Source organism: Haemophilus parahaemolyticus (assembly GCF_002015035.1).
In the GTDB taxonomy this organism is placed as follows: domain Bacteria; phylum Pseudomonadota; class Gammaproteobacteria; order Enterobacterales; family Pasteurellaceae; genus Haemophilus_A; species Haemophilus_A parahaemolyticus.
On sequence record NZ_MUXY01000001.1, the window covers coordinates 136,220 to 150,884 of the forward strand.

Sequence of the window (14,665 nt, forward strand, 5' to 3'; positions counted from 1 at the left end):
CGTTATTCTTTTGTTTGTAATGAATAGAAAAATGTACCTTGTATTATAGAACTGAAAATCGTCTTTCCAATAGTAAATAAGTGCCCTGAATAATCCAACCAACGGTTAAAGCAAAAAGGATCGTGCTGATGCCAAAGGTTCCCCCCATAAAAATGCCGAAACAGCAAACACTAATTTCAATAGCTGTCCGAACACGACCTACATTCCAACCATATTTTTGGCAAATACCTACCATTAACCCATCACGAGGACCAGTGCCTAATTTGCAGGAAAGATAGAAAGCTGTACCAATGCTGAAGATGATAATACCGAAGATCATATAAAAAATACGAGTAGATAAGAGTTCAGGCGGTTCTACCCATTTGGTTGTTTGATCGATAAAAAAGGAGATGATGAGTACGTTGAGAATCGTCCCTAAACCAAATTTAAGTTTGAAAGGGATCCAAAATAGGAGAACAATCACACTAATTAATGCAATTGCCCAACCAATGGACATTCCTGTTTGTAAGGCTAAACCTTGCGAAAGCACCGTCCAAGGTGCATTACCTAATTTAGCAGAAACAAGCAAGCCTTCGCCAATGCCCATAATTGCCATAGCAATAGAGATAATCAGCAAATTGGTAGGTTCGATTTGCCATTGATGCTTGGCTGCCCAAGGCATAAGTGGAATAGGCGTTTTTTTCGACATAATGTGTAGCGATAAAATTGTTTTAGTCGTTGAAAATAATATAGCATAAACAAATTGTATTTTTATAATATTTCGGAATAAAAAATAATTAAGATTTTTTAATCAATAGCATAAAAGTTTGATAAAAATCAGAAGATTTTTTTTTAAAAAGTCGTTATAGTAACCAAACTTTTTTACCACTTCGTTTTTTTAAGTAAAAAACGATTAATATTTCACTTTTTTGAGGTTTTTATGGACGCTTTAAACAGCCTTTTAGGTATTGTTGTATTGCTTTTAATTGCCTTTTTACTTTCTTCAAATAAAAAAGCAATTAATTATCGAACTGTATTAGGTGCGTTGGGTTTACAAGTTGGGCTTGGTGCATTAATTCTTTACGTTCCCGCAGGCCGCCATGTATTACAAGCATTGGCTGATGGCGTAAATAACGTAATCGGTTATGGCTTTGAAGGTATTAAATTCGTATTTGGTGGCTTAGCAAGCGATAAAATTTTCGAAGTAATGGGCGGTGATGGTTTTATTTTCGCAGTTCGTGTTCTCCCTTCAATCGTATTCTTCTCTGCATTAATCTCTCTTCTTTATTACATTGGCGTAATGCAATGGATCATCAAAATTATTGGTGGCGGCTTACAAAAATTATTAGGCACTTCAAAAGCAGAATCTATGTCTGCAGCGGCTAACATTTTCGTAGGTCAAACTGAAGCACCTTTGATCGTAAAACCTTACATCAGCAAAATGACTGAATCTGAGTTATTTGCAGTAATGGCAGGTGGTCTTGCTTCTATTGCAGGTTCTGTAATGGCAGGTTATGCAGGTATGGGTGTGCCATTAACCTACTTAATTGCAGCATCATTTATGGCAGCACCAGCAGGTTTATTATTTGCAAAAATTTTAGTACCACAAACTGAATCATTTAACGATGACATGGCGAAGGTTGAAATGGAACAACCTGCGAATATCCTTGATGCTGCTGCTGCGGGTGCAGGTGCAGGTATGCAACTTGCATTAAACGTTGGTGCAATGTTAATCGCATTCGTCGCATTAATCGCATTATTAAACGGTATCTTAGGCGGTATCGGTGGTTGGATTGGTATGCCAGAGCTTTCATTAGGTATGCTTTTCGGCTACATTTTCCGACCGCTTGCATGGGTAATCGGTGTACCATGGGAAGAAGCACACATTGCAGGTCAAATGATTGGTACGAAATTAGCAATCAACGAATTCGTCGGTTATTTAGAGTTTACTAAATACTTATCTCCTGAAGCTCCTGTAATGCTAACCGATAAAACTAAAGCAATTATTACCTTTGCATTGTGTGGTTTTGCAAACTTCAGTTCAATTGCAATCTTAATTGGTGGTTTAGGTGGTATGGCACCAAATCGTCGTGGTGATATTGCTCGTCTTGGTATCAAGGCGGTTATTGCCGGTTCATTGGCTAACTTAATGAGTGCAACCATTGCAGGCTTATTTATCGGTTTAGGCGGTTCGATCGCATAATCAAAATTTAATCTACATAACACCACGGTTAACGTGGTGTTATACTTTATAGCAACCGAAAACGTTTGCTTAAGTTTTCATCAATTCTCACTTGAGAATGTTTTTATATATAAAGAGGAAAGAAAAATGACTCCACATATTAATGCTCCTGAAGGTGCTTTTGCTGATGTTGTAATTATGCCAGGTGACCCACTTCGTGCTAAATACATTGCAGAAAAATTCTTAGACGATGCGAAATTAGTGACTGACGTTCGTAACATGTTTGGTTACACAGGTACTTACAAAGGTCGCCGCATCTCTGTAATGGGACACGGTATGGGAATTCCTTCAGCATCTATCTACACCAAAGAGTTAATCACCGAATACGGCGTAAAAAAAATTATCCGTGTTGGTACTTGTGGTGCAGTACGCCCAGATGTACACGTTTATGATGTAGTAATCGGTTTAGGAGCTTGCACAGACTCAAAAGTAAACCGTATCCGTTTCAAAGATAACGACTTCGCACCAATCGCAGACTTTGGTATGACTATGGCAGCGGTTGAAGCGGCAAAACAAAAAGGTATCGAAGTGAAAGTGGGTAACTTATTTAGTGCTGATTTATTCTACACACCAGACGTTGAAATGTTCGACTTGATGGAAAAATACGGCATCGTAGGTGTTGAAATGGAAGCGGCTGGCGTGTATGCGGTAGCTGCTGAATACGGTGCAAAAGCATTAGCAATTTGTACAGTATCTGACCACATTCGTACGCACGAAGTGACTAGTGCAGAAGAACGTCAATTAACCTTTAACGGTATGATTGAAATCGCATTAGAATCTGTGTTAATTGGTGACCAACAATAATTGATTGAATTATCCCTCAAACGAAAGTTTGGGGGATTTTTATATCTGCTATTTACTCAATATTTTGCATAATTATGCAATTTTATTGTGATGAAATTCAATTCAGTATAAACTACCCAAAATTCAAAAAAACAGGAAGCCAATATGAGCAAATACAAAATTTTCGTCGATGGTGCTGTCGGCACAACAGGTTTACGCATTTTCGATCGCTTAGGACAAGCGGACGATATTGAATTACTGACCTTACCAGAGGAACAACGCAAAGATTTGAATGCTCGTGTGGCAAAAGTAGCTGAGGCGGATTTAACTTTTCTTTGCTTGCCAGATAAAGCCTCAAAAGAGCTTGTCGCTCACGTGCCTGTGAACGCTCGTATTTGCGATACTTCAACGGCTCATCGGGTTAATCCTGATTGGGTTTATGGGTTTGCAGAACTTTCAGGGCAGCGTGAAAAACTCAAAAATGCGAACCGCGTTGCTGTGCCAGGTTGCCACGCGACAGGCTATATTGCTTTGGTTCGCCCATTGATTGAAAAAGGTATTTTGCCTGAAGATTACCCACTTTCTTGCCACTCTTTAACAGGCTATTCGGGTGGTGGTAAAGGGATGATTGCGGAATATGCAGATGCAAAGCGTGCTGAAAAATATGATGCCCCGCGCGTGTATGGCTTGAGCTTAAAGCACAAACACTTGCCTGAAATGCAAGTGATGACAGGGGCGAGCCAACCACCAATTTTTACTCCTGTGGTGGCAGACTATTATAGCGGAATGTTGGTTAGCGTACCTGTACCAATCATTGCCTTACAAGCGGTCAAAAATGGCGAAGATGTTGCAAAATTATTGGCGGATTATTATCAAGATTCTAAACTGATTGGTGTGCATAATTATGCAGAAATGCCAGAGGATAATATGCTTGCGTCGAACCAATTAAGCGGTAAAGATAACCTCGAAATTTTTGTTTATGGTAACGAGACTCAGCTGTTATTGGTTGCTCGCTTTGATAATTTGGGTAAAGGTGCATCGGGGGCAGCGGTGCAATGTATGAATATTATGCTTGGGCGTGAAGAAACCGCTGGGCTTGAACTTTAAGGAAAAATATGCAAACAGAAGAGATTATCCAATTCGCAAATCTATTAGAAAAATCGACCGCTTACCTCGCAAAATGGCAAGGTAAAACCCTCGTGGTGAAATATGGCGGCAATGCGATGATCAATGAAATGCTCAAACAAGCAGTAATGAAAGATATTTTATTACTCAATCAATTAGGTGTAAAAATCGTACTGGTACACGGCGGTGGCCCTGAAATTTCTCAAGGTATTAAGTTACTCGGCAAGGAACCGCAATTTATCAACGGATTACGTGTTACCGATAAAGAAACCATCGACGTGGTGCTACAAATGTTGGCAGGAAAAGTGAATAAAAGCCTTGTTGCTTTGCTTAAAGGCAAAGGCGTGGGGCTATGCGGGGCAGACGGTGCAATGATTGAGTGCGAGAAATTGCAAGCGGATGTGGATTACGGCTTTGTGGGCAATATCACCAAAGTGAATACTCAGTTGTTGGAACTGGCACTGAACGCCAACCTGATTCCCGTGATTTCAACGGTCGGTGTAGATACAAGCGGTCAAATTTATAATATCAATGCCGACACCGCCGCAAGTGAAATTGCAATGGCATTGAAAGCGGAAAAATTAGTGAGTATGACTGATATTGCAGGGTTATTACGTGATCGTTTTGATGAGAGTACGCTCATTCCCGAAGTGAATGTCGAAGACATACACGCCCTCATTGATGAGGGCATTATCGCAGGCGGAATGATCCCGAAAATTGCTTGCTGTATGGATTTTATCCAAGCAGGTGGCAAAGAGGCTTCAATTATTGACGGGCGAGTAGAACACGCCATTTTGCTTGAAATGTTGAGCGACAAAGGCAACAGCACAAGGTTTTATGCGTAAAAATCCCCTTCTTTAGAAAAGAGGGGTTAGGGGAGATTTGATTGCGATATCGATTTCCTCTATGTAGCTTAATTTTGCAAACATTATCGAAAAATTAACCGCTTTCTTCGGTAATACCTTCTGCCAAATCTCCCCCAGCCCCTCTTTGCTAAAGAGGGGAGCTATAAATAAGCGGTGAAATTTTAAAGGAAAAAACACAATGACAAACACAACCAGCAATGAAATAAAACAATTAGACAGCGATTACATCGCCCAAACTTACGGCAGATTTAACCTTGCACTCTCACACGGCAAAGGCTGCCAAGTGTGGGATTTTGAAGGCAACGAATATTTAGACTTTACCAGCGGTATCGGCGTAAACAGCCTTGGTTGGGCAGATGAAGATTGGCTAAAAGCGGTTGTACACCAAGCAAGCTCACTTGCCCACACTTCAAACTTATTCTTCACCGAGCCTTCTTCTCGTTTAGCTAAAAAATTGGCAGAAGCAAGCGGTCTAAAACGTGTCTTCTTTGCCAACTCTGGTGCAGAAGCGAACGAAGGGGCGATCAAAACTGCACGTAAATATAGCCACGATAAATATGGAAAAGATCGTGCAACCGTTTTAACGCTAGTCAATTCTTTTCATGGACGCACCATTTCAACCCTTTCTGCTACAGGACAAGAGGTATTCCACCAACATTTTTTCCCATTCACCAAAGGTTTCGATCACACGCCAGCCAATGAACTACGAGCACTTGAAACGCGTTTAGGACAAAAAGATGTGTGTGCCATTATTTTGGAAGTCGTGCAAGGTGAAGGTGGAGTTTGCTCGTTAGATCACGAATATTTGCAAGGCGTACAAGCTCTCTGTCATCAATATGATGTGCTGTTGATTATTGATGAAGTGCAAACGGGGATTGGCCGTACGGGCACAATGTTTGCCTACCAACAATTTGGTTTAACACCAGATATCATTACGCTTGCCAAAGGCTTGGGCGGTGGCTTACCTATCGGGGCGTTTGTATTGGGCGAGAAAGTGCAAGATACACTTGGCAAGAGCGATCACGGCTCCACTTTCGGGGCAAACCCTGTAAGTTGTGCAGGAGCGAATGCGGTGCTTGCGAAAATTGATGATGCATTTTTAGCTGAAATCAAACGCAAAGGCGAAAAATTGCAAAAAGCATTAGCAGCATTGCCAAAAGTAAAATCCGTTTCAGGCTTAGGCTTGATGATTGGTGTAGAGTTTGAAGAAGGCACAAAAGCTGCGGATATTGTTGCAAAATGTATCGAAAAAGGCGTGCTTTTCCTAACGGCTAAAACCAAGTTACGCTTATTACCGCCGTTGATTATCAACGATGAACAGATTGAGAAAGGGATTGCACTCTTGAAAGAGGTGTTAGAAGCGTAATACTTGACCTATTTATTATTTTAGGGCGTAGAGATTTTTAAATTTATACGCCTTATTAATACAGATGTAATTAACAGGCATAGTAGACAAAATAGTTGCGATGCCTGTTATATGAGTGGTTTTAATGGCGATAATTTTAACAATCTTTACCGTTCAAATCCATTGTAAACGCAAAACACGTCAATACAGAAAACGCTCCGATAGAAAAACGTAAGAACTCGCTTTGGTTCTGATTTCCAAACGTTTAATCGACTGGCGCATTTTCGAGCTTTTATTGGTGGGCACAAGCCAATTTTATTGGGAAAAAGTGGCATCACAGTCGCCACAACACCCCAAAGCCGTGCCCGAGCAATTCAATGAAAAAACGAAATACAAGGTTCTTAAGCCTTACGCCACGTAGTCCCATTTGGCGTATCTTCAAGTACGATATTCATTGCTTTTAATTTATCACGTACTTCATCCGCTATAGCCCAATTTTTCGCTGCTTTCGCTTCATTACGTTGTTTGATTAAAGCTTCGATTTCCGCTGCTTCATCATCATTCGCCCCCCCTTTTAAGAAGGTTTCTGGATCTTGCTCTAATAAACCAAGCACTCCCGCCAACTCTTTTAAGCAAACTGCTAAACCATTCGCTGTTTCGGCATCTTCTGTTTTAAGTTTATTCACTTCACGAGCGATTTCGAATAAAACGGCTAATGCTCCTGGTGTGTTGAAATCATCATCCATTGCGATTTTGAACGCTTCAACATATTGCTCTCCGCCCTTTGCAGGAACCGTTAGATCGCACCCACGCAATGCCGTGTATAAACGTTCTAGTGCCGAACGTGCTAAATTTAAGTTATCAATGCTGTAATCAAGCAAGCTGCGATAATGTGCTGTTAAGAAGAAATAACGTAGGCTTTCAGCATCGTATAAATCAAGCATATAACGAATGCTAAAGAAGTTACCGAGCGATTTTGACATCTTCTCTCTATCAATTGTGAGCATACCCGTATGTAGCCAGTAATTCACATAATCGCCGTGATGAGCACAGCAAGATTGGGCGATTTCGTTTTCGTGGTGAGGGAACATTAAATCTGAACCTCCGCCGTGAATATCAAAATGTTCACCCAGTTCTTTACTGTTCATTGCAGAACATTCGATATGCCAACCAGGGCGACCTTTGCCCCAAGGGCTTTCCCAACTTGGTTCATTCTCTTTCGACATTTTCCAAAGCACGAAATCCATCGGATTTTTCTTCACGGATTTAATTTCCACACGTGCACCTGCTTGGAGCTGGTCTAAATTTTGGCGAGAAAGAGCCCCATATTTCGGGAAAGATTCCACATCAAACATCACATCGCCATCTGCTGCCACATAGGCATGACCGTTGGCGATAAGCTTTTCCACCATCGCAATAATTTCAGGAATATGATGGGTTGCACGTGGCTCAACATCTGGGCGAAGAATGTTTAACGCATCAAAATCTTTGTGCATTTCGGCAATCATTCGATCAACTAGCTGATCGCAAGTTTCATTATTTTCAATCGCACGTTTGATGATTTTATCATCCACATCGGTAATGTTACGTACATAATGCAAGTTATAGCCAGAATAGCGAAGATAGCGTGCGATCACATCAAAAGAGACAAAGGTACGACCGTGCCCAAAATGACAAAGATCGTAAACCGTTACACCACAGACATACATCCCAACTTGGTTGGGATTAATCGGTTTAAATTCTTCTTTTTCACGTTTTAGCGTATTGTAAATTTTGAGCATAAGATCCTCGTTGATGACATAAAGAAAGGAATTGCAAACGGCAAAGTAAAATCAACCGCTTACCGTTTGTAAACGGTAGGAAGTGTAGCAAATAAGCGGTAAAAATAAGAGGATTTTTTGCAAAATCCTCTTAAAAAGTTGGTTGAATACGCGTATTCGAAAAGATTAGAACCAGAATAAATACCCAATTGTGCCAATCACAAACACACAGATAATATTAAGCCCAAAACCAGCCTTAACCATCTCAGTCTGTTTGATCATTCCCGTACCGAATACGATCGCATTTGGTGGAGTGGCAACTGGCAACATAAAGGCACAAGATGCACCTAAACCGATAATCAATGCTAAGCCAAGCGATTGAATATTTAAGGCCTCAGCGATTGAGATAAAAATTGGCACAAGCAATGCCGCACTAGCGGTATTTGAGGTAAACTCAGTCAAGAAGATAATGAAGGTTGCTACAATTAAACCAATGATGTAATAATGACCGCCTTCAATAAAGGATACAATACCATCTGCCATAATTTTGCTTGCACCAGTATGCCCTAAAATCGCACTTAAGGTTAAGCCGCCCCCGAAGAGGAATAACACGCCCCATTCTGTACCTTCTTGAATTTGTTTCCACGTTGCTATGCGAGTGATACAAATAACCGCTGTAGAAATTAAAGCAATAATGGTATCGAAACTTGCAATTTTGCCTTGTAATCCAAGTAAACTTGAAAGTGCTGGATTAATTTTTGAGCTAAAAATCCAACCAGTTGCTGTTAATGCGAAAATAATTAAGGTTAAGATGCGAGTTGGCGTTAGCTCAATTTTCTCGAAAGATTGTTCAAATTTAACATCAAAACGAGGGCGAAAAACGACATAAAGCACGCCTATCATCAATGGCATTAAAATCAGCATAATTGGCAAACCATATTTCATCCATTCTGCAAATGAAACGCCTAATTGCGTTGCGACAATCCCATTTGGAGGGCTACCAACAAGTGTACCCATACCGCCAATACTTGCACTATAAGCAATACCAAGCAGCACGAAAACATAAGTGTTGTGATCGCGTTTCGAGTCGAGTTTGCTTAAAATTCCCATTGCAAGCGGTAACATCATTGCTGCAGTTGCTGTATTGCTCATCCACATTGAAAGGAATGCAGTAACAGAAAAGAGGTAAATCGCAGCCACAGAGAGCTTTCCATGCGACATTGCCATGATTTTATTGGCAATCAAGCGATCCAAATTTTGAATATGAAGTGCAGTTGCGAGTGCAAAGCCACCAAAGAATAAGAAGATGGTTGGATCAGCGAAAGCGGCAAGAGCCTCTTTAGATTTCACCAAGCCAAGCAAAATACCTAGAATAGGCACAAGCAATGCCGTTACTGTTACGTTAAGTGCTTCAGTAAGCCATAAAATCGCAATAAACACGAGCAACGCCAAACTTTTATTGGCTTCAGGTGTAAAAGGTAAAGTATTCAAAAGAATAAAAAAGAGTACCACATCAGCAATAAAAATCAGATTATTACGAGTGTTTACTTTTTTAATTGAGCTTAGATTAGTATCCATAAAGTCCCCCACAGCTAAATAGCAAAAAGATGACTTAATATATACATAAACTGAAGTAGAAAAAAACAAAATGTAATAAAATTGTGAAGTAAGTCACAAAATTATTACATTTTAGATCTAATTAGGTGGGAAATTTATTTTAAGCGTTCAAACCCTTTTTCTAAATCGGCAATTAAGTCTTCCACTGCTTCTAAACCGACATGAATACGAATCAATGTGCCAGTTAATTTACGTTCAATACCAGGACGAATACGTGCGATTTCCGCTGGTTGATTTGCCAAAATAAGTGATTCAAAACCGCCCCAAGAGTATGCCATCGTAAAGAGTTCAAAATGGTCAAGGAAGTTTGCCAACTGCTCATCGCTTAGTTTTTGGTGAAGTTCAAACGAAAAAAGACCGCTTGCACCGCTAAAATCACGCTTGAAAAATTCGTGACCAGGGCAACTAGGCAACGCAGGATGGAACACCGCTTTTACTTCTGGGCGTTGAGCTAACCACTCGGCAATTTGAAGCGAGCGTTCACCATGTTCTTTTAAGCGAATTCCCAATGTACGTAAACCACGAGCCGTCATATAAGCCGAATCCGCATCCACCATTTGCCCCATTAAATAAGAGCGTTCTCGAAGTTGATCCCAACAACGTTCGTTAGAAACTGCCGTACCAATCATTACATCTGAATGCCCAACTAAATATTTAGTACCTGCTTGAATAGAAATATCGATCCCGTGTGAAAGTGCAGGGAACAACACGCCACCGCCCCAAGTGTTATCAATCATAATCACGATTTCAGGATTCACTTCACGAGCCACTCGCACGAGAGTTGGAATATCAGGCACTTCCATCGTAAGTGAGCTAGGACTTTCTAAGAAAAGCACCTTTGTGTTTGGCTGAATGAGCTCACGAATCCCCTCGCCAATCATTGGATCGTAATAAGTCGTCGCCACGCCCATGTTTTTTAAAATCACATTGCAGAAATCCTGGGTGGGTTCATATGCTGCCCCCGTCATCAATACATGATCGCTTTGTGCTACAAAAGCTAAAATCGCATTAGTTACCGCTGCCGCCCCACAAGGATAGAGATAACAACCTGCTCCGCCTTCAAGTTCGCACATCGCGTCTTGGAGGGCGAAGTGAGTCAACGTACCGCGGCGACCATAAAATAACTCACCTTTGTAACGGTTTTTGGTTGCGTGTTTTTTATCAGCAACAGTTGGAAAAACAAGTGATGAAGCACGTTGAACGACAGTATTCACCGAGCCTTGTGTATAGCGAGGTTTACGCCCTGCATGGACAAGTTTAGTTTCTAAATTTGAGAATAAAGTGTCTGACATATAATTTCCTGTAAAATGCAAAATAAGCGGTAAGATTTTAGAGCGATTTTACAATCTTTGACAAGGCTTTTCTAATTATAGAAATAAGCCACGCAATGCGTGGCTCTAGCTTAGGAAAATGTATTATTGAGCAAGCAAAATTCTCGCTGCTTCTACTACCGTAGCAACCGCTGCTTCTTCAGTTGCTTTCATTGTAGCTTCATTTGGAATCTCTTGTTGTGTGCGGTTTACAATTACGCCTGCAACCATCCCTGCACGTAAACCTAATGCTGAACACATTGTAAGCAGCGTTGCGGATTCCATTTCATAGTTCATGACATGTAAATCCTGCCACTCTTTGAGTGTACCTCTAAATTGAGCACACACTTTGCCTGTATAGGTGTCGTAACGTTCTTGCCCTGGGTAGAAAGTATCCGATGAAGCAGTTATTCCTACAAAAGTTTTCACGCCTTGTTTTTGGGCTGCTTGATAAAGTGCAGTCGTACATTCAAAATCGGCAACTGCTGGGTAAGCAAGTGGTGCGAAATGTTGGCTTGCACCGTCTAAACGAACTGAACCTGTGGTCACTAACAAATTCCCCACTTCAATATGCGGTTGGATTGCCCCAGTTGTGCCCACACGCAAGAAGGTGCGGATACCAAGTTGAGCAAGCTCTTCAACACAGATTGAGGTAGATGGTCCGCCAATCCCTGTTGAGCAAACCACAACAGCTTGGTCACCAATAAAACCTAACCACGAGTTAAATTCGCGATGACTTGCCAAGAATTCTGGATTTGCTAATTGTTTGGCGATACGTTCGCTACGCGCAGGATCACCTGGAATAATCGCAAGCGTTGCCCCTTTTAACATCGGCTTGGTTAAACCTAAATGGAAAACTTCAGACATTTTTTTCTCCTTTCCTTTTGTCCTGTTTAAGTAAAGTTTAACACATCTTTTCATTAAACATTTTGAGGTAAAACAAGTTTTTAAGCCAAAACAAAATAAAAATAGCAAATAGTGATTATTTTCATAATAGTTGAAATCCGAATCGCTGTTGAAAAGCGTAAAATAAGGCGACTGCTCACATGAACTCGTGGTTTGCAGAGATTAATGCGGAATAAAATAGGTGTGGTTTTGATGTGAGACGTGTTTGAGTCTTGGGAGTAATACGGTAAAGCCATAAGAAAATCTATTTCACCAAATATTGTTGTAGGGATCGGCTTTATGCTTGTCCTTCTCTATGCCTACGTTTAATTGGACGAGGATAACCCCCGTCCCTACGAAAAATTAAGCAAGAAATTTAGTAAACAAACCGATAATAAACACTATGGTGATACGGCTCGTTTGCTTGCGAAATCCCACCAAATGCTGCAAGTTCTGGGTGATTTGGGCTGTCTGGGAAAAACTCGGGTTCTAACGCTACGCCTGCATAATCTTCACAAGCATCACTCTCGCCACGAGGCTGCCCAGCAAGCCAGTTACCTGTGTAAAGTTGCACCGCTGGCATTGACGTTTCAAGGCGTAATTGCAAGTCTTCCACACTTAAACAAGCGGTGAAATTTTGGTTTTCTTTTGCAATTAAAAAGGCGTGATCGTAGCCTCGTACCACACGTTGGTCTGTATCGGCAAGCAAATCTTCCTCAATCGCTTTAGGTTGGCGGAAGTCAAAACTGGTGCTGTCTACTGCTTTTAATAAGCCGTTTGGAATGCCATTCTCGCCAACGGGTAAATAGTGCGATGCGTTGATTTGCAAGCTATGATGGTGAATGGTGGTGCTGCCATCTAAGTTAAAATAGGCGTGATTGGTTAAGCAAAGTGGGGTTGCTTGGTCGCTTAGTGCATCAAAATAGACTTCAAGCTGATTATCAGTTAGACGATAAGTTACCGTTGCTTTTACTTCTCCGCCAAATCCCTCTTCGCCATCTGCAAAAGTGTAACCAAATTTAACCGCTTGCGGGCTCTGTTCTAGCACTTGCCATTCCACAAAACTCGCCCCTTTCACGCCGCCGTGCAGATTGTTCTCTCCATTATTTTTCGCCAGTTGGTACACTTTACCATTCAGTTCATATTTACCATTTGCGATGCGGTTCGCATAACGTCCAACGGTTGCACCAAAATAAGCAGACTGCTCTGCCCAACGTTCTGGTGTAGTTGTAACTAACACTTCGCGATCACCTTTTGGGTGTTTGACAACGCAAGAGAGCCAAGAAGCACCAAAGTTGGAAAGGGTAATTTTGAGATGATTGTTTTCGAGGGTAAAGGTTTTCATAGAGAACTTCTTTTCAAAGAATAAAGGCTGTATATACTAATTTCTCCGTAAATAAGTACTGTCAAATCTCCCCTACCCCTCTTTGCTAAAGAGGGGGATTCTTTAGTAAAAAAAGAGATACAGCCTCATATACATTTAGTGGTATAGAAAGATAATCTAAAAATCTCCTAAGATTTCCCCCCTCTTTGACAAAGAGGAGTAGGAGAGATTTGGCAGAAGAAAAAACGGAAAAATTATTTTATTTTAGTTTATGAAACCACTCTCACTCCATCACCCGCAGTGCAGAGATAGAAGGTTTCTTTAATGCCTGTTTGTTTTTCGTAGTTGTCGGCAATCAATTGGCGTAACGCCTCCACTTTCTCATTTGGCACAAGGCAGACGATACAACCGCCAAAGCCGCCGCCCGTCATACGAGCACCACCGTTTTTGCCAATCGCAACTTGTGCGAGTTCTACCAAGTAGTCAATTTCAGGAATGGTAATTTCAAAATCATCACGCATTGAATCGTGTGATTCGCCCATCAATTGACCAAGTTTCACCATATCATTCGCTTTTAAGGCTGCAACTGCATCCAACACGCGTTGATCTTCATAAACCACGTGTTTTGCACGTTTATAAGCCAATTCGCTTTCAGCTTTTAACTCATTTTCGCGTGCGTGGAATTGCTCAGGCGTTACATCTCGAAGAGCTTTTACGCCAAAGAATTTAGCCGCTTGTTCGCATTCTTGACGACGGCTGTTGTATTCACCTGTGACTAAATCGTGTTTCACGTTAGAGTTGATAATCGCAATGGAATAGCCGTGCGGCACAGGCGTTGGGGTAATCTCAAGGCTGCGGCAGTCAATCATAATTAAGTGGTCTTTGTGCCCTAATGCAGAGGTAAGTTGATCCATATTACCGCAGTTTGCACCCACAAATTTATTCTCTGCTTTTTGTCCGATAAGGGCAATTTGAGCAAGCGAAAGCGGTAAGTTGCCTAACACTTGACAGGTTTTGCCGATAGAAATCTCAAGTGCGGCAGAAGAACTTAAGCCTGATGACATCGGCACATCGCTGGTCATCACTAAATCCGCCCCTTGTTTAAATTCTGGGCATTGTTCTTGCACATATTTCACCACGCCACGCACATAATTTGCCCATTTGTGTTCGCTTTGGGTAAAATCTTGGCTTAAATCGAATTCGTCTTGTTCGTTAATATCAATCGCATACACACGCCAAATACTATCGTTGCGTTTTGCGAAGCTGACCGCCATTCCGTAGTTGATCGCACAAGGCATGACAAAGCCATCGTTGTAATCAGTATGCTCGCCAATAATATTTACGCGACCTGGTGCGAAAACAGTTTGTTCTGCGTTATAGCCATAATGCTCAGTGAATTTTTGTTGAGAAAGTTGTTGTGGGGTCATTG

At 41.3% G+C, this 14,665-nt stretch carries 13 protein-coding genes; 6 read left to right on the forward strand and 7 right to left on the reverse strand.

The genetic code is table 11. The features are described from left to right. Positions 1-43: 43 nt before the first annotated feature. Positions 44-688 carry a membrane protein YczE gene (yczE, locus tag B0185_RS00615; RefSeq protein WP_005705918.1) on the reverse strand — a complete coding sequence of 215 codons (645 nt, stop codon included), beginning with the start codon at positions 686-688 and terminating at the stop codon, positions 44-46. A 231-nt stretch (positions 689-919) separates the two neighbouring features. On the opposite strand from yczE, the gene B0185_RS00620 reads away from it, so the two are divergent. The 6 genes from B0185_RS00620 to B0185_RS10275 all read left to right on the forward strand — a co-directional run bounded on the left by B0185_RS00620 (position 920) and on the right by B0185_RS10275 (position 6,761). Beyond that, complete coding sequence (locus B0185_RS00620) at positions 920-2,182, forward strand: NupC/NupG family nucleoside CNT transporter (RefSeq protein ID WP_005705909.1); 1,263 nt, start codon at positions 920-922, stop codon at positions 2,180-2,182. Positions 2,183-2,308: 126 nt separating this feature from the next. Then, a complete protein-coding gene (gene deoD / locus B0185_RS00625) occupies positions 2,309-3,025 on the forward strand; it encodes a purine-nucleoside phosphorylase (protein ID WP_005705910.1) in 717 nt (238 codons plus the stop codon). Positions 3,026-3,169: 144 nt separating this feature from the next. Beyond that, positions 3,170-4,111 carry an N-acetyl-gamma-glutamyl-phosphate reductase gene (gene argC, locus B0185_RS00630; RefSeq protein WP_005705921.1) on the forward strand — a complete coding sequence of 314 codons (942 nt, stop codon included), beginning with the start codon at positions 3,170-3,172 and terminating at the stop codon, positions 4,109-4,111. Positions 4,112-4,119: 8 nt separating this feature from the next. After that, positions 4,120-4,974, forward strand: a complete 855-nt coding sequence (argB, locus tag B0185_RS00635) for an acetylglutamate kinase (RefSeq protein ID WP_005705893.1) — start codon at positions 4,120-4,122, stop codon at positions 4,972-4,974. Between the two features lie 199 nt (positions 4,975-5,173). Beyond that, complete coding sequence (locus tag B0185_RS00640) at positions 5,174-6,361, forward strand: aspartate aminotransferase family protein (protein ID WP_005705879.1); 1,188 nt, start codon at positions 5,174-5,176, stop codon at positions 6,359-6,361. Between the two features lie 223 nt (positions 6,362-6,584). Further along, the gene (locus tag B0185_RS10275; RefSeq protein WP_005705914.1) at positions 6,585-6,761 is read left to right on the forward strand and encodes a hypothetical protein; all 177 of its coding nucleotides are present in this window, start codon (positions 6,585-6,587) and stop codon (positions 6,759-6,761) included. Here the strand turns inward: B0185_RS10275 and cysS are convergent. From cysS to galK, 6 genes are all read right to left on the reverse strand, one after another. Next, the gene (gene cysS / locus B0185_RS00645; RefSeq protein ID WP_005705904.1) at positions 6,742-8,121 is read right to left on the reverse strand and encodes a cysteine--tRNA ligase; all 1,380 of its coding nucleotides are present in this window, start codon (positions 8,119-8,121) and stop codon (positions 6,742-6,744) included. The two genes, B0185_RS10275 and cysS, sit on opposite strands and share 20 nt — an antisense overlap. Positions 8,122-8,286: 165 nt before the next feature. Beyond that, on the reverse strand, positions 8,287-9,678 hold the full coding sequence (locus tag B0185_RS00650) for a DASS family sodium-coupled anion symporter (protein ID WP_005705911.1): 1,392 nt from the start codon (positions 9,676-9,678) through the stop codon (positions 8,287-8,289). A 134-nt stretch (positions 9,679-9,812) separates the two neighbouring features. Continuing rightward, complete coding sequence (gene metC, locus B0185_RS00655) at positions 9,813-11,009, reverse strand: cystathionine beta-lyase (protein ID WP_005705903.1); 1,197 nt, start codon at positions 11,007-11,009, stop codon at positions 9,813-9,815. A 123-nt stretch (positions 11,010-11,132) separates the two neighbouring features. Beyond that, complete coding sequence (gene udp, locus B0185_RS00660; RefSeq protein ID WP_005705880.1) at positions 11,133-11,894, reverse strand: uridine phosphorylase; 762 nt, start codon at positions 11,892-11,894, stop codon at positions 11,133-11,135. A 394-nt stretch (positions 11,895-12,288) separates the two neighbouring features. Next, on the reverse strand, positions 12,289-13,257 hold the full coding sequence (locus B0185_RS00665; RefSeq protein ID WP_005705876.1) for a galactose-1-epimerase: 969 nt from the start codon (positions 13,255-13,257) through the stop codon (positions 12,289-12,291). Positions 13,258-13,505: 248 nt separating this feature from the next. Further along, on the reverse strand, positions 13,506-14,663 hold the full coding sequence (gene galK / locus B0185_RS00670; protein ID WP_005705915.1) for a galactokinase: 1,158 nt from the start codon (positions 14,661-14,663) through the stop codon (positions 13,506-13,508). Positions 14,664-14,665: the final 2 nt, after the last annotated feature.